This is a genomic window from Alcaligenes sp. MMA (assembly GCF_020907215.1).
GTDB classification, from domain to species: domain Bacteria; phylum Pseudomonadota; class Gammaproteobacteria; order Burkholderiales; family Burkholderiaceae_B; genus Alcaligenes; species Alcaligenes aquatilis.
Window position 1 is genome coordinate 144,344 of record NZ_JAJJPP010000001.1, and the last position, 18,897, is coordinate 163,240.

The window sequence follows — 18,897 nt, forward strand, 5'->3', positions numbered from 1 at the left end:
CTTGTTCGGGAGAAATACCGCAGGCCGAGCCCTATGCTGTTCGGGTCAGAGCCGGACAGGGCGACTAATTTGACAGGAGACTAACTTGGAATTGCGACACTTGCGTTACTTCGTTGCAGTCGCGGAAGAGTTGAATTTCACCCGTGCTGCTGAGCGGCTCTATACCTCTCAACCCTCCTTGAGTGAGCAGATCCGCAATCTGGAAGAGGATATTGGTTATCCCTTGTTGAACCGTACTCGTCGCAAGGTCGAGTTGACGGAGGCCGGAGCCGTTTTCCTGGATGACGCCCGCGAGATTTTGCAAAAAGTGGAAGAGGCGGTGATACGTGCGGGCAAGGCGGCTTCGCAAGCCAGGGAAGTGCTGACGATAGGCTTTGTCCCGGCGGCAGAGGTGCGTATCTTTCCAGCGGTATTGCCCGCTTTTCGGGCGGCTTTCCCCCAGGTGGATGTGGTGCTGCGTAGCCTGACATCCAACGAGCAAGAAGGCGCCATGGCCCGAGGGGAACTGGATCTGGCTTTCATGCGTGGCCCGGTGCGAGCCACCAATGTTTGTAGCGAAGTGGTATTGGATGAGCCCTTGCGGGTCTATCTACCCAAAGGTCATCGCCTGGAAGCGTATAGCTTGATTCCTCCGGCGCGTTTGAACCGCCTGCCCATGATTGCCGTGGATCGCTCTTATGGCCGCTCCATGCACGATGTGCTGGCTCGCTATCTGGCCCATCACAAGGTGGTGCCCGAGCATACCTACAATTCGGCCAACCCCCTGATGAGCATTAATCTGGTCGCGGCTGGATTGGGCTACACCTTGTTGCCAACCTACGCGGAATACTTCATGCCCAAGAACGTGGTGTCACGACCCTTGATCGGCGGCGGCCCGCGTTGCGAGTTATTGATGGCCTACCCACGAGAGACAGGCAGCATGAGCGAAGCGGCTGCCAGCCTGATAGAGCGCATACGAGAGCTGGCACGCTGGCATGGTTCAGGACCCTCCGCGGCCAGCAGTCATTTGAAACAGGCACCCAGCAAAATAGCCTGTATGTAGTCAGCAAGGCAGGCCTCATTTGTCTTCCACAAAGCGCATACGGAAGCGGCGACCTTTGATGTTGGCGTTGGAAATACGGTCAAAGAATTGACGGGCAATTCCACGATCCAGGGCCACGTAGGAGCGGGCGTCGGTAATGGCAATCTTGCCGACCTGGTCCCCTTTCAGACCGACATCACGCGTCAAGGCACCGAGCAGGTCGCCGGGGCGCAGCTTGTCTTTTTTGCCACCCTGAATTTCCAGTGTCATCATGGGTGCGCGCAAGGGTTCTTTTGATTGAGATCGCAAGGCTTTCAGATTGCCCCATTTCACTTCACGGCCCTGGAAGTCTTCAATCAGCTTGACCCAGCGCAGCTCGTTGCGCGAGACCAGATTCAAGGCCAGGCCTTTTTGATCACCACGACCAACACGGCCAATGCGGTGGATATGCACTTCGCTGTCTTTGGTGACGTCTACGTTGATGACAGCCCCCAGATTCTGAATATCCAGACCACGCGAGGCCACGTCGGTGGCGACCAGCACAGCGCAGCTCTGGTTGGAGAACTGCACCAGAATTTCGTCGCGATCACGCTGCTCAAGATCACCGGTCAAGGCCAGAGCCTGGATACCTTCGGATTGCAGCTCTTCGACGACTTCCTGGCAACGCATCTTGGTGTTGCAGAAAACCAGGGTCGAGCAGGGGCGGAAATGCTCCAGCAGGGTCACCACAGCAGACAAACGCTGCTCGGGGTGAACTTCGTAAAAAATCTGTTCGATCTGGCTGGCATCGTGCAGGGCTTCCACTTTGACTTCGGCGGGGTTATGCAGAAAGCGGGCGCTTAGCTTGCGAATGTTTTCCGGGTAGGTGGCCGAGAACAGCAGGGTTTGACGACGGGGCGGGCAGTGCGAGGCAATGGCCACGATGTCATCGTGAAAGCCCATGTCCACCATACGGTCGGCTTCGTCCAGTACCAGGGTTTTCAGGGCGGACAAGTCCAGGTTGCCGCGCTCTAGGTGGTCCTGGATGCGGCCCGGTGTGCCCACCACTACGTGAGCACCGTTGCGCAAGGCTTCTGTTTGCGGGCGCGAGGGAACCCCACCGCACAGCGTCAGCATACGTACGTTAGGAATCTGGCGGGCCAGACGACGCAGTTCGGTCGTGACCTGATCGGCCAGTTCGCGCGTGGGGCAGATTACCAGGGCTTGTGGCGTCAGTTTGCTGGGGTTGAGGGTTTGCAACAGACCCAGGCCAAATGCGGCGGTTTTGCCGCTGCCGGTCTTGGCTTGGGCAATCAGGTCGCGGCCTTGCAGAATCAGCGGCAGGCTCTGTTCCTGAATGGCCGTCATTTTTTCAAAACCCAGGCTATCCAGGGTTTCAAGCAAGGCGGGCAAAAGGGGAAGGGTACTGAAAGAGGTATGGGGCACGATGGGTGACATCAAAAAGAACTGCAAAATAAAGGATTTAGCGACAGTTTACCGGTATCGCCTGGTGTGCGGCATCTTAATGTTGTTGCTCGGATCACTGTGTGGCATCTGCAGCCCAGCGCAGGTGAGTCTGCCAGGAGCAGATCACGCTGCTGTGATCGACGGTCTGATTGCTTGGCTTGGCGCACAAAAAAATAAACCCCAAGTTATCGAACCTGGGGTTTATCGGCGGTCTGGGAAAGCGTGGCGAACCCGCTTGTTGTTGGCTTATTCTGGTTTGCGGACTCGTACGGCTGACACGGCAGCAATCGAGATGAGCGCGGCAACGATGATGTAGACCGCGACAGGCACCCAGGAGCCGTCGTAACGACTCATGAGCCATGTTGCGATCAGTGGTGCTGTCCCACCGGCCAAGGCGGCACCGATTTGATAACCCAGGGTAATGCCGGTATAGCGGACACGTGTGGCGAAAATCTCCGAAAACATGGTGCCCAGCACGGCGGTGATCGGTGCCCAGATCAGACCCAGGGCAACAACCGTAGCAATCATCAGGGATGTGGTAGAACGTTGGTCAAGCAGCAGGAAGTAAGGGACGGCAAACAAGGCCATGGCTACTGCCCCAGCAATAAATACTTTGACGCGGCCGATATAGTCAGACAGCAGTCCCATCAGTGGAATGCAGAAGGTGGTGACCAGCGTGGCGACGGTCACCGCGTTAAGAACATCAAAACGTTCGTACTGCAATGTGCTGCTGGTGGCGTAGCTGACTACAAAGGTCGAGAACAAATAAAATGGCGCCGTTTCCACAATCTTGGCACCGATGGCGATCAGCACTTCACGCCAATGGTCTCGCAAGGTTTCAACCAATGGCATTTTGGCGACTTGACCCTCCTGCTTGGCTTTTTGAAAGTCCGGTGTCTCATCAATGCCATTACGTACCCATAGGCCAAGAAAAACCAGTCCGGCGCTTGCCAGGAAGGGGATGCGCCAGCCCCAGCTCATGAACTGCTCATCGGGCAGCAGGCTCATCAAGGTCATGGCCAAGGTGGCCAGCAGCATGCCAATGGTCACTCCCATCTGCGGAACGCTACCAAACAGCCCGCGTCGGTTCGGCGCCGCATACTCATAGGCCAGTAACAAGGCTCCGCCCCATTCTCCACCAATCCCCAAACCTTGAATCAGACGCAGCAGCACCAGCAAAATGGGGGCCCAGACGCCGATCGTATCGTAGCCAGGCAGCAGTCCAATCAGAACGGTAGCCCCGCCCATCATGGATAAGGTGATGACCAGGGTTTTCTTGCGTCCGATTCGGTCCCCAATATGGGCAAAGATCAAACCGCCCAAGGGACGAATGAAGAAGGTCAGGGCAAAGGAGAGGTAGGCCAGCATTAAACCGACGACAGGGTCGAAGGTAGGGAAAAACAGCTTGTTAAAAACGAGTGCGGCGGTTGTGCCGTACAGAAAATAATCAAACCATTCAATAGAACTGCCTGTCAGGCTAGCCAGAAGAACGCGCTTGGCGGAGGCACGTTGTGCGGGAGGGGTGACGTTTGCCGTCATGAGGGGTTTCCTTGTTATTGGTTCGCGTTGAGCCAATCAGCCCGGTGTAAAAGTAGAGGATTGTTCTTGCCAAAGGTCATAAGCCAGTGTCGCGGCAGCCAGGTCTTCCAAGGCTGTGCCAACGGCTTTGAACAGTGTGATTTCGTCGGCACTCTGGCGGCCAGGGTGTCGGCCCTGACACAGATCTTCCAGCGTGGCGGTAATGTCAGCCGGATCGAATTTTCCGGATTTGATGGGTTCCAGAATGTCGCCCGATTTCATCGCTGCTTCATCGGTATCAACAAAAACGGTGGCGCGTGTAAAGCAGGCATCATCGCTCTCGCGCATGGTGGGCATGAAGCTACCGATCAGATCCAGGTGAGTGCCAGCTTGCAGCCATTCGCCTTTAATCAGCGGTTCGGTGGCCAGGGTGGCGCAGGTAATGATGTCAGCTTGTCGTGCAGCGCTTTCCAGCTCACGCACATGATGAGCGTCAAAGCCATCGCGGTTTAGCCGTTCGACCAAGGCGAGAGCATTGTCGGCATTCCGATCCCAGACCAAGACCGTGCGGATGGGGCGGACGGTGCGATAGGCATCGGCCAGCAGGCTGGCAATCCGACCTGCGCCAACGACCAGCAGTGTTTGCGAGTCTGGGCGGCTGAGCCAGCGTGCAGCCAGGGCCGAGGCGGCAGCGGTACGACGGGAGGTGATGACATCGCCGTTCAAGGCCGCCAGTGGTTTGCCTGTAGTCGCATCAAACAGGGTATAGGTTGAGTGCAGGCCAGGCAGGCCCTGAGTGTTATTGTCCGGGAAAATGGACACGGTTTTCAGGCCCAGATGTTTACCGGCTTGCCAGGCGGGCATCAGCAGCAGGGTGCCGGTTGCGTGACCGGCGTTTTCAATGGCGTGGTTATGCCGTAAAGGCACGTTGCAGCCTTCAATGAACATGGATTCGATTGCATCAAAAAGACGATCGAAAGGCATGGAGTGCTCAGTTTGAGCTTGATCCAGGATTTGCATGTGATCTACCATCAACGTACAGGCGCATGCCTGTAATTTTGAGAAAATATTTCTTATACGAAATAATATTGCCATATTGGAAAATCCTCTTTTAGGGTTTTCCATAGGTAGTGCATCCAGGAAGCCTTAAAAACTGCCATGACCCCCCCTGATGATCCCGTCAATGTATTGGCCGTCAAACTGAATCAATTACGCCGTCAGGCCAAATTGACCCTGCAACAATTAAGTGAGCGATCGGGGATTTCTGCCTCGGCCTTATCCAAGATTGAAAATGGGCAGCTCTCTCCGACGTACGAAAAAATCGCTGCCCTGGCCCAAGGATTAGATGTGCATGTGGGCGAGCTGTTTGGCCACACTTCCAAACCCACGCCCCTAGGTAGACGCAGCGTGTCTCGACGGGGGGAAGGGGTGGTGCACGATACGCGTCAGTACAGTTATGAAATTTTGCATAGCGATCTTGCAGATAAGCAATTTATCCCCTTGGTAACGACGATCAAGGCGCATGACTCCAAGGCCTTTAAGACCTTGTTGCGGCATGATGGCGAGGAGTTCATCTATGTGTTGACAGGGACGGTGGTGATACACACGGATTTTTATGCGCCTCTGGAGCTGGAAAGTGGAGACTCCTGTTACTTTGACAGCGCGATGGGACATGCCTGTATTTCCGGTGGCGAGCAGGACGCCACCGTGCTGTGGGTAAGTTCACATCCCTCCTTGGGTGAGTGACGCGCTGGCCGATCAGCAGGTAACAATGGCAAGGTCGGGCCGCCTCAGCGTTGCGCTTGGCATCGCGCAGGACGGCTTGGCTCGACGGTAAGATGGGCGCGGACGGCGCCCCTAAAGAACTATCTCAGTTACCAGATCCGGCTTAAATCCAGGGCCATAGAGCTTTTGACCTCTTCCATGACGGCAAAGGTGCGGGTTTCTCGGATACCGGGTAGTTTCCATAGCACGCGACCGGCAAAGTCCCGGTACGCACTCATATCTTCGTGGCGGGTTTTGAGCAGGTAGTCAAAGCCACCAGCCACCATATGGCACTCCATGACCTCGCGTCGATCCTGCAGCGCCAGCTTGAACTCTTCAAATACGTTGGGCGTGGTGCGGTCTAACAATACTTCAACAAACACCAACATCCCTGCCTTGAGCTTGGCCGGATTGAGCCGGGCCTCGTAGCCCAGGATATAGCCTTCTCGTGTCAGACGTTGCACCCGAGCCAGAGCTGCCGTTGGAGACAGGGCAACGGCTTCGGCCAGTTTTGTGTTGGCAATACGTCCGTCTTGCTGGAGCAAGTCCAGAATTTTCAGGTCTTGCTTGTCAAGTTGGTGCTCTTGGTCTTTCATGATTTATTTTTCACTATAGATCGATGTGAATATGGTGAGAAATTTTACATTTATTCCTTAATAATAGCGAAAAATTTGTCATCAATCTGTCTTTCGTATTTATTGCAGGGGTAGTTCATGGTCCTACAACAAGGTGCGTGCGCGTCGCCAGTTCGTGCAGCAGTCCACTCCTTTGCCGCTTTGACGCCTTGGTTGGAGCAATCCACGTTGCGGCAAGCCATTACTCGGGCCTGGCTGCGTCCAGAAACCGAGCTTGTGCCCAGTCTGTTGGAGCAGGCTCGTTTACCGGGTGAGATGGCGACCCGGGCGCAGGCTTTGGCACTGCGGGTTGCCGGAGCGTTGCGACAGCGTAAAACCGCCACCGGCAAGTCGGGACTGGTGCAGGGCCTCTTACAGGAGTTTTCCTTGTCGTCCCAGGAAGGCATTGCCCTGATGTGTCTGGCCGAGGCCTTGTTGCGTATCCCTGATACGGCAACACGCGATGCCTTGATTCGCGACAAGATCAGTCATGGCAATTGGCGTCAACACGTCGGCAAGAAAGGCGCGCCCATCTTTGTCAACGCCGCCGCGTGGGGCTTGATGGTGACGGGCAAACTGGTATCCACCTATAGCGAAACTGGAATGTCGGCCTCGCTGGGGCGCCTGATCGCCAAAGGTGGTGAACCCCTGATTCGCAAAGGGGTGGATATGGCAATGCGCATGATGGGCGAGCAGTTTGTGACGGGTGAAACCATCCAGGCAGCCTTGCAACACGCAGGCTCCTTAGAGGCCAAAGGCTTTCGTTATTCCTACGACATGCTCGGTGAGGCGGCATTGACGGCGGCCGATGCCCAACGCTATCTGCAAGATTACGAGCAGGCTATTCATGCCATTGGCAAGGCCTCTAATGGCCGTGGCGTTTATGACGGCCCAGGGATTTCCATCAAGTTATCTGCCTTGCATCCGCGTTACAGCCGTGCCCAGATTGACCGGGTGCACGAAGAGTTGTATCCCTTGGTGTTAAAGCTGGCCCGTCTGGCATGTCACTACGATATTGGTCTGAATATTGACGCGGAGGAGGCCGATCGCCTGGAGATTTCCCTGGACCTGTTGGAGCGGCTTTGTTTCGAGCCAGACTTGCGGGGCTGGAAAGGAATTGGCTTTGTGATCCAGGCCTACCAAAAGCGATGCCCGTATGTCATTGACTATGTCATTGATCTGGCCCGTCGCAGTAATCAGCGTTTGATGGTTCGTCTGGTCAAAGGTGCGTATTGGGACAGTGAAATCAAACGGGCGCAGTTAGACGGCCTGGAAGGTTATCCGGTCTATACGCGTAAGCCCTACACTGATCTGTCGTATGTCGCGTGCGCACGCAAACTGCTGGCCGCACCAGAGCAAATCTATCCCCAGTTTGCCACTCATAATGCTCAGACACTGGCTAGCATTTATGAGCTGGCTGGGCCTGATCAGTATCATTCGGGACAGTATGAATTCCAGTGCTTGCACGGGATGGGGGAACCCTTGTACGAGCAGGTGGTGGGCCACCCCGAGCAAGGCAAGCTGGGGCGACCTTGCCGCATTTATGCACCCGTTGGTACGCATGAGACTTTGTTGGCGTATCTGGTGCGGCGCTTACTGGAAAATGGGGCCAATACGTCGTTTGTGAATCAGGTCGCGGACGAGAGCATCGCGCTGGGCGAACTGGTGCGTGATCCTGTGTTGCAGGTCGAGCAAATGGCCGCGCAAGAGGGGCAGCTTGGCTTGCCGCATGCTGGCATTGCCTTGCCACGCGATTTGTATGGTGCATCTCGCCCCAACTCATGGGGACTGAATCTAGCCGATGAGCAGCAGTTAAAGACGCTTTCGCAAACCTTGCAGCAGGAAGCGAGCACGTCTATGCAGGTGCAAGCCATGTTGGGCACGGAGACGCCGCATGATGATTTGGCCGCAGCTGTGGTGACGGCGATCGTAAATCCAGCGGATCATCGCGATCAGCTCGGTCAGGTATACAGTGCGACAGCGCAGCAGGTGGAATTGGCCTTGCAGACGGCCAGTCAGTATTTTCCTCAATGGGCTGCGGTCGAGCCTGCCGAGCGTGCAGCAATTTTGTTGCGGGCTGCTGATGGCATGGAGGCGCAAATGCAGCCTCTGATGGGAATACTGGTGCGCGAGGCGGGTAAAACCTATGCCAATGCGATTGCCGAGGTCCGTGAAGCGGTGGATTTTCTGCGTTATTACGCCCAGCAAGTACAGGTCCAGTTTTCCAATCACAGCCATCGACCGCTAGGGCCAATAGTGTGTATCAGCCCCTGGAACTTCCCCTTGGCGATTTTCACGGGTCAGGTGGCTGCTGCTCTGGCGGCGGGCAATACGGTGTTGGCCAAGCCGGCGGAGCAGACCTCCTTGATTGCCGCCCAAGCGGTTCGTATCTTGTGGGACGCGGGTGTGCCGCGCCAGGCTGTGCAACTGGTGATTGGCCGGGGCAGTGTGGTGGGGCCACAGCTGACTTCGGATGATCGTGTGCAAGGCGTCATGTTTACTGGCTCAACCGAAGTGGCTCGTGGTTTGCAGGCGACGGTTGCCCAACGTATCGGTCGGCATGGGGGACCGGTGCCTCTGATTGCGGAGACGGGGGGGCAAAATGCCATGATTGTCGATTCGTCTGCATTGACTGAGCAGGTTGTGCAGGATGTGATCGTATCGGCTTTCGATAGCGCCGGGCAGCGTTGTTCGGCTTTGCGGGTTTTATTTGTCCAAGAAGAAGCGGCAGATCGTTTGATCACCATGTTGCAGGGTGCGATGGCTCAATTGCGAGTGGGCAATCCTGTTGAGTGGGCGAATGATATTGGTCCGGTGATTGATCAACGGGCTCAAGAGGGGATTGAGCGGCATATTGCAAAAATGCGTGCCAAGGGTCATGTCGTCCATCAGTTGAGTCTGGGCGGTGAGGCCGCCCGCACGCTGACAACGGCTAACGGCACCTTTATTGCGCCGACCTTGATTGAGCTGCCTGATCTGTCCGATTTGACGCAAGAGGTATTTGGCCCGGTACTGCACTTGCTGCGTTATCGCCGTGATCAACTGGATGCAGTGCTGGAGCAGATCCGGGCCAAGGGCTATGGTCTGACCATGGGTTTGCATACCCGTATTGATGAAACGATTGACTATGTTGTGGCGCGCAGCCATGTGGGGAATATGTATGTCAATCGCAATACGGTGGGGGCGGTCGTGGGAGTACAGCCGTTTGGTGGAGAGGGTTTGTCGGGAACAGGGCCCAAAGCAGGTGGACCTTTGTACTTGTATCGCTTATTGGCTGAGCGGCCTGAACAGGCGCTCAGTCAGCCTTTCGGCACAGACGGGGCAGGCCAGTTCTTAGGGAACCCACAGGAGTCTGCGCGACAAGCCTTGGCCAATTGGTTGGATCAGCATCCGGAACTGGCTCCAACGCGTACTCCGATGACGTTTTTCAGTAACCAACGCTTTGAGCTGCGTGGGCCAACGGGGGAGTCCAATACCTATCGCTTAGTGCCTCGTCAGGCCGTGCTGGGCGTGGCAGATAATGAGCGCGATCGTATCGCGCAATTGTGCGCCGTGTTGGCTGTTGGCAGTCAGATGGTATGGGATGCGCATGATGAGCAGGCACAGAGACTACATGCCCGTTTGCCCGCCTTGCTGCGTTCGGCCATTACGCTGTCTGATGATCTGGAGCGCTGCTACATTGATGCCATGCTGCATCACGGACAGGCCAGTTCATTGCAACGTTGGCAGCAACGGATCGCGGCCCGAGAGGGAATGATTGTCAGTATTACGGCATTAGCTCCAGGAGACCATGCGATTGCGTTGGAGCGACTGGTTCAGGAGCGAGTCTTGAGCGTTAATACGGCTGCTGCTGGAGGGAATGCAAGCCTGATGACGATGGCCTAAGCGATATGGATGTTCTGTAGGTAAACTGGAGCCTCAGTTCTTTGAGGCTCCGATTGTTTGACCTTGATGTTTTTGATCGGGTTCATCATTTTAGAAATAGGTCGACCATAATGAACACTATAGCGGCATCATTGATTCATAAACTGAACAATCCCCGCCTGGCTAACGATCAGTCCTGGACGGCTCGGGGTTGGGTCAGCGCAGCGGATGGCAATACCTTTGCCGTTCTGAACCCTGCTACGGGCGAGCGCCTGGCCAATGTTGCCAGCCTGGCCACGAAAGAAATTGAAGCGGTCATCAGCGATGCTGAAGTGGCCCAGCGCGCATGGAAGGCTCGCAGCGGGCACGAGCGTGCCAAGCTGTTGCGCGCCTGGTTCGATGCCTTGGTTGCCAACGCAGACGATCTGGCCACCATCATGACCCTGGAGCAGGGCAAGCCCTGGGCGGAGGCGCGCGGTGAAGTGCTGTACGCCGCCTCCTTTGTAGAGTGGTTCAGCGAAGAAGCCAAGCGCGTATACGGCGACGTGATGGGGCACCCTCAGGCGGACAAGCGCATTGTGGTGGTCAAGCAGCCTGTGGGTGTGTGTGCGGCCATTACTCCCTGGAATTTCCCTGCGGCCATGATTACTCGCAAGGTAGCGCCTGCTTTGGCTGCGGGTTGCAGCATTATTGTTCGTCCTGCCAGCCTGACTCCCCTGACCGCCCTGGCCTTGGCGGCGCTGGCCGAGCAGGTGGGTATTCCTGCCGGTGTATTCCAATTGGTCACAGGCTCGTCCAGCGTGGTGGGGGCTGCGTTGACGGAAAGTCCCATTGTGCGCAAGCTATCGTTTACCGGCTCGACCGAAGTGGGTCGTTTGCTGATGGCGCAATGTGCTCCTACCATCAAACGTCTGTCGTTAGAGTTGGGTGGCAACGCTCCGTTCATCGTCTTTGATGATGCCGATCTGGATGCCGCCATTGAGGGAGCGATAGCCTCTAAATACCGCAACAGTGGTCAGACTTGTGTATGTGCTAACCGTTTTCTGGTGCAGGACGGCATTTATGATCGTTTTGCCAAAGGCTTAAGCGAACGTGTTGCCACTCTGAAAGTGGGCAACGGGATGGATGAGGGTGTAGAACAAGGCCCATTAATCGAGCAAAAAGCCGTCGATCATCTGAGTGAGCTGATTGAGGATGCCCTTGAACACGGGGCCCGTGTTCTGCTAGGCGGTAAACCCCACCCCTTAGGCGGGACCTACTTCTTGCCCACGGTCTTGGGGGAGGCGAGCTCAGCCATGCGTGTGGCCCGTGAAGAGTTATTCGGCCCAGTGGCTCCATTGTTCCGCTTTGACACTGAAGAACAGGCCATTGCCATGGCCAACGATACCGAATATGGCTTGGCCGCCTACCTGTTCACCCGGGACAACGCGCGAGTCTGGCGGATGGGTGAGGCCTTGGAGTACGGCATGGTTGGTGTAAACACCGGTCTGATCTCTAACGAAGTAGCCCCATTTGGGGGCATCAAACAATCTGGCCTGGGCCGCGAAGGTTCACGCTACGGTCTCGACGAGTACCTGGAAATCAAGTACCTGTGCCAGCAACTATAGGGAGCGATCCCTATCGCGCACAGCGCCGCAACAAGGCGCCATTATTGATGGCATTCATACTAAGGGGCCGGAGGTTGAACCGGCGCTTTTCAATGTATTGACCTTGCCCGATGGCGGCTTTGTGGGGGCGGCTCAGCGCCCTTGAGGGCAGGGCACTGATGTGGTGCTCAGTGGTGATGCTTTCGGTTCGAAGGCATCACGGTTGGGCCGCAATTCGCAGGGCGGGTTTCAAGGAGGCGGCCAGCATCTGCCCGTGGTTCAGCTCGCTGAAGTTCTCGTAGCTGACGTTCAGCCCGGCCTCTTGCAAATGCTTGGCCATATCCTGTGTGGACCATTGTGCCGCAGCATTGCTCATGGATGTACTGCGGCGCTGTCCGCCGACCATGATGGCGATCTGCTTGTCCTTGGCCCGCCTTGTATCAAAGGTCTGAGCCGTCTTGACCAGAATTCCGTCGTACCACCACAGTGAAGGATCGCCCGCCACGTACCGCTGGTACAGATCAGGGTGGGTAAACAGGGTATGCAAGGTAAACAGGCCACCATAAGAGTGGCCCCACAGCGTCTGGCGGGAGCGATCAATAGGCTCGCGCGCTTCTACTGCAGGCTTGATGTGCGTTTCTATATAGTCCAGAAAAATATCGGCGCCGCCCCCTAAACGACCCCGTACTTCCACCGGCTTGCTGACGCCGTTCTCCGTGACCGGAGGCGTGTAGTCGAAGGAGCGGGCAATCACATCGTGACGTGCTTCGGTGTCGTAGCCAATGGCGACCAGTACCGGCGCAGACAGGCTGCTGATGGCTTTCAGGTCGTCCACATCAATACTGGCCATGGCGGCATTGCCATCGACCATATAAATCACCGGATGACCGCGTGCGGGAGCGGGGCGGTTCGGGGTGCCTATCTGTATTTTGTAGTGCCGCTTGCCGTCTTCCGAGGACATGATCAGCGTCTCGAAGCGGTATAGGCTTTGTTGCTGATCCACGATGGTGGGGCCCACTGATTCGTTCCAGGGGCGGGTAGTTTGTTGGGCTTGGGCGGGCAGCGTGCAGGCCAGGCAGAGCGTGGCGGCACTGAGCAGAAAGCGGGGTAAGGAGGTTTTCATCAAGGTCAGATTGCAGAAGGCTAAACAGGAATCATTCTTGATTATAGGGCCTGTGATATCTCAGAAAACCAATACCCGGACAACAAATCGTATCTCTATGATGAGGGGCGAATGATCAATCGTTCATTGCTCATTGTGGGCGATGAAGAGTTTGCCTGTCTGTAATAGGGGGTTGTCGACTGCTTTTGATCATGCAGCGAGAAGCGCAGAGCACAGAGTGTGCCTGGTGCAGAGATTGAAGCGGGTAGTGAAACAGGTGTGAAAAAAAAGCCCGGATCCGCATGCTGCCAATCCGGGCTTTTCTTTACAGGGCTTGATCAGGCAATGCAAAGGGGTTCAGGCCGGTGCGGCCATAACCTTCTGCGCTTGCTGCATCATCCAGTACCAGCGTCGCCAAGTCATCCGCGACACTTTCTGCATTGGGTTCGCGTTCCTGTGAGATCACCTTCAGATAGCTGTGGCAGTGACCGCAGCTTTCCGCACGCACCACGGCTTCGGTGGAGTCGAAGCTCAGGTAGTCCAGATCGCCCGCATCGGCGCAGTTGGTGCATTTGGCGCGAACCATATGCCATTGGCTCTCGCACAAGGAGCAGTGCAAATAGCGCAGACCTTGTCGGGTGCCCTTATAGATCAGGCTGGCGACAGGGGCACTGCCACAAACCGGGCAACTGGGGGACTCTTCACTGCTGGCCACAGGCAAAGGCACTGTCCGTGCTGCCAAAGCCGCGTCCAGAGAAAAAGCCGCCCACAAAAAAGGAGCCAGGGCCTGGGATACGGAATGGAACTGGTGTTGGGCCAGGGCCAGACCTGCATCCAGACGCGCCTGGGTGCTCATGGCGCGCAGGGCATCCAGATGTGGGGTAATTGCTGGTGAAGCACCAGGGATAAGCTGGTCCAGCATGGTATCCAGATGCGTTACCCATGTACCTTGGCGAGCGATCTCTACAGGATCAACGGCCACGGCATTGGAACGGCTTTCAGGTGAAACTGTTGCCTGAGCCTGAGCCTGAGCCTGAGCCTGAGCCTGAGCCTGAGCGACATCGGCGGCCAAACGCAGATAGGCCTCCAGCTCATGGCCTGTAGCCAGTTCGCGCAAACGGGCCGCGCGGGCGGTGTACAGCTCATGCAATTCAGGTCGCAGGATGGGGTCAAAGTGCCGGGTGGACTCTTCCGATGGAACGGAACGACGGACAGGAACTTCGTTCATGCCTTACCTTCCTTCACGTCTTTCTTGGTCGCTTGCAGCTCTTCATGCCAGCGATCGTGATGATGACGTATCCAGGCTTTGGAAACATAGCCTGTCACCATGCCGGTGATGGAGCCGCGCACCCAGATCGCCAGATAAATATGGCCCAGAATCAGCAAGATCAGCCCAATCCCAGCCACGGAGTGGATCAGGATGGCCAGACGCAGAACGGGAATGGAGAAGAACTCGGCAAAGTACGCGCGCCACATGATCAGGCCCGATACCAGCAGCGTGACGATAGACAGCATGATCAGCCAGAACAGTACTTTTTGACCGGCATTGTATTTGCCGATTTTCAATGGCTGCTTGGCGTTGTTCAGGATCACGCCTTTGACGTTACGAAACCAGATCAGATCGGTTTTGGCGGGCAGGTTGTACTTTACGAAGCGGGTGAACATATAGCCAAGGCCAACGAAAACTGCGATCCCTAAAAAGGGATGCAGAACGCGTGCCAATTGCGGGGTGCCCAGAAAGGAACTTAACCAGGAAAAAGAGGGGTAGAACCAGGATAGCCCCGAGGTGGCAGCCAGGAAAAAGCAGAGCACAACGGCCCAATGACATAGCCGCTCACGGAATGGGGTGCGCAGCACAAGATTACTTTTCTTGCTCATGATCGTCTCCTTGCGTTGCCTTGTCGTGCTCGTGTTCTTCGTCCTCGTCCACGCTGTTGGGGCCCACACCGATGAAGTGGGCTGCCATACCGGCCACCGCCACCGCACCAGCTACGGCAGCAGCAGGTTTGAGTACGTCTTTCCAGCCATCCACCACAGAGCTGATCTGCGGGTCTTTGGGCAGGCCCGCGTAGCGCTGCGGATCGTCCGCGTGTTGCAGCACGTACATGACATGGGTGCCACCAACACCTTGAGGATCGTACAGACCGGCGTTTTCATAGCCGCGCTCGTTCAAGTCCTCAATACGACTCAGGGCCAGATCCTTCATTTCCTGTTTTGAGCCAAACGCAATGGCGCCGGTCGGGCAGGTTTTGGCGCAAGCAGGGGCCTGGCCCACGGTAACGCGGTCCGAACACAGGGTGCACTTGTAGGCTTTATGGTCTTTCTTGGAAATACGGGGCACATCGAAAGGACAGCCGGCCACGCAATAACCGCAGCCCACACACAGGTCGGACTGAAAATCCACAATGCCATTGGCATATTGAACAATCGCGCCGGGAACCGGGCAGGCTTTCAGACAGCCGGGGTCTTCGCAGTGCATGCAGCCGTCCTTGCGGATCAGCCATTCCAGCTTGCCTGCTTCGTCCTCGTGCTCGGTAAAGCGCATCAAGGTCCAACTGTCGGGGCTCAGGTCGCTGGGGTTGTCGTACACGCCGACGTTTTCTTCCACCTGGCCGCGCAAATCGTTCCATTCATTGCAGGCGACCTGGCAAGCTTTGCAGCCAATGCAGATGGACACGTCAATCAGCTTGGCCACTTCCATCTGGTGATCACGCACCTGTGGGGCTGGTGTGACCGAGTTGGTGGCCGAACGGCGTACTATGTTTTGCGAATTCATGCCGTGGCTCCCTTCATTTTCTCGACATTGACCAGAAAGGCTTTGAACTCCGGTGTTTGCGTATTGGCATCGCCAACGCCGGGGGACAGCGTATTGGCCAGAAAACCCTTGCGGGTTTCACCTTCAAAGCCCCAGTGGCAGGGGATACCAATTTGCTGCACCTGCTGGCCGGCAACGGTCAGGGTGCGCATGCGTTTGGTCACCACCGCCTTGGCGGTGATGTAACCGCGCTTGGTTGTGACTTTGACGGTGTCGCCGTGGCGGATGCCTTTTTCAGCCGCCAGTTGTTCGCCAATTTCCACGAACTGTTCAGGCTGCAACATGGCATTCAGATAAGAGTGCTTGGTCCAGTGGCGGAACAATTCGGTAATGGAGTAGGTGGTGGCCACATACGGGTAATCGTGACGATTGCCCATGCGCTCGGCGTCATTGGAAAGAATCCGTGCGGTCGGGTTATGCGTTACGTTTTCGTGTAGCGGGTTTTTCGCAATGGGGCTTTCTACCGGCTCGTAGTGTTCGGGGAAGGGGCCGTCATTAATACCTTTTTCCGAGAACAAGCGGCCCAGCCCTTCGGGCAGCATAATGAAAGGCGCTGCTGGGCTACCAGGAGGCAGGTTGGCCGGGAAGTCCGGAACATCCGCCCCGGTCCATTGCTGGCCGTCCCAATGCAAAATCTGGCGATGCTCATCCCAGGGTCTGCCCATTTCATCCATAGAGGCGCGGTTGTACAAAATGCGTCGGTTGGCAGGCCATGCCCATGCCCAGCCAGGGGTGTTGCCCAAGCCCGTATCGGTGTTGTCCCGATTAGCCATCTGGTTGCCTTTCTCGGTCCAGGAACCGGTAAATACCCAGCAGTAGCTTTGTGTCGTGCCGTCATCGCGCAATTGCGCAAAGCTATCCAGCAACTGGCCCTTGCGTAGAATCTGCGTGCCGTTCTCGTCGAAAACATCAGCCAGTGCATAGCCATTGGCCTCTTTGGCCACTTCTTCCGGATGCGGGAAATGCGGGTCGTGATAGGTGTCGGCGTCCCAGGTCATGTTCAGGACTTGTTCGGGACAGGCACCACCTTCTTCTTCGTACAGGCGACGCAGTTCCATCATGATGTCGCCCAGGATGTTGGGGTCATGACGGGCCAGACCGGGAGGTTGCTGGCCGGCATAGTGCCATTGCAACCAGCGGCCCGAGTTCACGATGGAACCGTCCTCTTCAGCAAAACAGTTCGACGGCAGGCGGAACACCTCTGTCATGACTTCTTCTGTCTTGATGTCGTTGAACTGACCTTCATTGCGCCAGAAGTTCGAGGTCTCGGTGACCAGTGGGTCCACAATAACCAGGAACTTCAGCTTGGACAGGGCCTTGGACGTCTTGTTCTTGTCCGGCATCGCGGCCAGCGGGTTAAAACCTTGTGCGAAGTACCCGTTGACCTTGCCTTCATACATCATGTCGAAGTAGGCCAGCATGTCGTAGCTGCGATCCCATTTGGGCAGCAGATCAAAAGCGAAATCGTTAGCGGGCGTGGCGTGCTTGCCGTACAGGTTCTTGAGCAAAGAGATGAAGAACTTGGGTGTGTTTTTCCAGTAATTCACCTGACCGGGCAATACGTCTTTGGGCGTGGTTTCTTCCAGGTACTGTGCCAGTGTCTGCTGATTGTCCGAGGGCAGGTTCATATAACCTGGCAAGCGCAAGGACAGCAGGCCCAGGTCGGTATAGCCCTGGATATTGGAGTGACCGCGCAAGGCGTTCACGCCGCCCCCGGCCATGCCGATATTGCCTAGCAAGAGCTGAATCATGGCGGCGCCACGAATGATCTGTGCGCCCCCGGTATGGTGCGTCCAGCCCAGCGCATATAGCCAGGTCAGCGTTTTGTTCTTGGCCGAACAGGAGCCAATAACCTCGGCAATCTGCAGGAAGTCGGCCTGTTTGACGCCGGTAATGTTTTCCACGACTTCGGGCGTGTAGCGGTCCACGTGCGCTTTTAACAACTGCAGCACGGAGCGTGGATGCGTCATGCTGTTGTCGCGCATCACTTCGCCGTTCTCGTCTAGCGCGTAGGTCCAGGAGGACTTGTCGTAGATCTTGGTTTTCGGATCGAAGCCGGAGAACATGCCTTCGTCAAAGGCGAAGTCGTCACGCACAATCAGGCAGGCATTGGTGTAGGCGCGCACGTACTCGTGCTGAATCTTGTCGTTCTCCAGCAGCCAGCGCACCATGCCCATCAAAAAGGCGGTGTCCGAGCCGGCGCGGATGGGCGAGAAGATATCGGCAACAGCGGCTGTACGGTTAAAGCGTGGGTCCACCACAATGACCTTGGCCTTGTTCTTGATTTTGGCCTCAATCACCCATTTGAAGCCGACCGGATGGGCTTCGGCAGGGTTGCCGCCCATCACAATCACCACGTTGGCGTTCTTGATGTCCACCCAGTGGTTGGTCATGGCACCGCGCCCAAAGCTGGGGGCCAGGGCTGACACGGTCGGGGCGTGACAGAGTCGCGCCTGACAGTCGATACCCAGCATGCCTAAGGCACGGGTAAATTTGAAGTCCAGCAGGCCGGTTTCGTTGGACGCGGCCGAGGAAGCCAGAAAGCCCGAGGATAGCCAGCGGTTCACCACCTGGCCTTTTTCGTTCTTGGCAATGAAGTTGGCGTCACGGTCATCTTTGAGCAAACGGGCGATGCGCTTGGTGGCTTCGCTCCAACTGATCTTGACCCATTCTTTGGAGCCCGGGGCTCGGTATTCGGGGTGCAGCAGGCGATTCTTGGAGTGAATCATGTCCAGCAGGCCAGCGCCTTTGGGACAGAGCGAGCCACGGCTGACCGGATGGTCCGGGTCGCCTTCAATATGGAAGATGCGCGGTTTCGCGTTTTTGGAGCCATCGCCCATGGAATACATGAGGATGCCGCAGCCCACTGAACAGTATGTACAGTTGTTGCGTGTCTCTTTGGATCGAAGGAGTTTGTAGGGCCGGACGGCGGCGGGAACTTGAGCGGCGGCTGTCGAAAGTCCCATCGCGGTCGCTGACAGCGCAGCTGCCCCAGCACCAAGAATTTTGAGAAACTGACGCCGACCAAAACTTGGTACGTTGGTATTCATGAAAGGTTCTTCTTGCAGAAAATGTGTTGGCAAAAGGATCGCTAATTGCCGGGCCGGATTATAGCAGTCTGTGTATAAACTGCTTTTGCTGTGCTGATACTGTCGTTTTTAAAGCGG

The 18,897-nt window shown here is 56.3% G+C and carries 13 protein-coding genes; 4 read left to right on the top strand and 9 right to left on the bottom strand.

What is annotated here, in order from left to right; translation table 11 throughout:
* Nucleotides 1-85: 85 nt before the first annotated feature.
* Nucleotides 86-1,042, top strand: coding sequence for a LysR substrate-binding domain-containing protein (locus LNA76_RS00625; protein ID WP_108727827.1), 957 nt, complete (start codon nucleotides 86-88; stop codon nucleotides 1,040-1,042).
* A 15-nt stretch (nucleotides 1,043-1,057) separates the two neighbouring features.
* On the opposite strand, the gene dbpA is transcribed toward LNA76_RS00625, so the two are convergent.
* From dbpA to LNA76_RS00640, 3 genes are all read right to left on the bottom strand, one after another.
* Complete coding sequence (gene dbpA, locus LNA76_RS00630; protein ID WP_094197430.1) at nucleotides 1,058-2,458, bottom strand: ATP-dependent RNA helicase DbpA; 1,401 nt, start codon at nucleotides 2,456-2,458, stop codon at nucleotides 1,058-1,060.
* 255 nt (nucleotides 2,459-2,713) lie between these two features.
* Nucleotides 2,714-4,006, bottom strand: a complete 1,293-nt coding sequence (locus tag LNA76_RS00635; protein ID WP_094197429.1) for an MFS transporter — start codon at nucleotides 4,004-4,006, stop codon at nucleotides 2,714-2,716.
* Between the two features lie 36 nt (nucleotides 4,007-4,042).
* Complete coding sequence (locus tag LNA76_RS00640; RefSeq protein WP_094198411.1) at nucleotides 4,043-5,005, bottom strand: ornithine cyclodeaminase family protein; 963 nt, start codon at nucleotides 5,003-5,005, stop codon at nucleotides 4,043-4,045.
* Between the two features lie 138 nt (nucleotides 5,006-5,143).
* Here LNA76_RS00640 and LNA76_RS00645 point away from each other — a divergent pair, with 138 nt between their 5' ends.
* A complete protein-coding gene (locus LNA76_RS00645) occupies nucleotides 5,144-5,731 on the top strand; it encodes a helix-turn-helix domain-containing protein (RefSeq protein WP_094197428.1) in 588 nt (195 codons plus the stop codon).
* 128 nt (nucleotides 5,732-5,859) lie between these two features.
* Here the strand turns inward: LNA76_RS00645 and LNA76_RS00650 are convergent, their stop codons facing one another.
* On the bottom strand, nucleotides 5,860-6,345 hold the full coding sequence (locus LNA76_RS00650; RefSeq protein ID WP_094197427.1) for an Lrp/AsnC ligand binding domain-containing protein: 486 nt from the start codon (nucleotides 6,343-6,345) through the stop codon (nucleotides 5,860-5,862).
* A 117-nt stretch (nucleotides 6,346-6,462) separates the two neighbouring features.
* Here LNA76_RS00650 and putA point away from each other — a divergent pair, with 117 nt between their 5' ends.
* Entirely contained in the window at nucleotides 6,463-10,248 is a 3,786-nt protein-coding gene (gene putA / locus LNA76_RS00655; RefSeq protein ID WP_230017616.1) for a trifunctional transcriptional regulator/proline dehydrogenase/L-glutamate gamma-semialdehyde dehydrogenase, read from the top strand.
* A gap of 110 nt (nucleotides 10,249-10,358) precedes the next feature.
* A complete protein-coding gene (locus LNA76_RS00660; protein ID WP_230017617.1) occupies nucleotides 10,359-11,834 on the top strand; it encodes an NAD-dependent succinate-semialdehyde dehydrogenase in 1,476 nt (491 codons plus the stop codon).
* Nucleotides 11,835-12,030: 196 nt separating this feature from the next.
* On the opposite strand, the gene LNA76_RS00665 is transcribed toward LNA76_RS00660, so the two are convergent.
* The 5 genes from LNA76_RS00665 to fdnG form a co-directional block, all read right to left on the bottom strand.
* Nucleotides 12,031-12,936 carry an alpha/beta hydrolase gene (locus LNA76_RS00665; protein ID WP_230017619.1) on the bottom strand — a complete coding sequence of 302 codons (906 nt, stop codon included), beginning with the start codon at nucleotides 12,934-12,936 and terminating at the stop codon, nucleotides 12,031-12,033.
* 304 nt (nucleotides 12,937-13,240) lie between these two features.
* Nucleotides 13,241-14,143 (bottom strand): formate dehydrogenase accessory protein FdhE, encoded by a 903-nt coding sequence (fdhE, locus tag LNA76_RS00670; protein WP_230017620.1) that lies wholly within the window; start codon nucleotides 14,141-14,143, stop codon nucleotides 13,241-13,243.
* Nucleotides 14,140-14,793 carry a formate dehydrogenase subunit gamma gene (locus LNA76_RS00675; protein ID WP_230017621.1) on the bottom strand — a complete coding sequence of 218 codons (654 nt, stop codon included), beginning with the start codon at nucleotides 14,791-14,793 and terminating at the stop codon, nucleotides 14,140-14,142. Before LNA76_RS00675 ends, fdhE begins: the two co-directional genes overlap by 4 nt.
* Entirely contained in the window at nucleotides 14,777-15,691 is a 915-nt protein-coding gene (fdxH, locus tag LNA76_RS00680) for a formate dehydrogenase subunit beta (protein WP_108727820.1), read from the bottom strand. Before fdxH ends, LNA76_RS00675 begins: the two co-directional genes overlap by 17 nt.
* Nucleotides 15,688-18,780 (bottom strand): formate dehydrogenase-N subunit alpha, encoded by a 3,093-nt coding sequence (fdnG, locus tag LNA76_RS00685; RefSeq protein ID WP_230017622.1) that lies wholly within the window; start codon nucleotides 18,778-18,780, stop codon nucleotides 15,688-15,690. The genes fdxH and fdnG overlap by 4 nt, the downstream gene beginning before the upstream one ends.
* Between the last annotated feature and the right edge of the window lie 117 nt (nucleotides 18,781-18,897).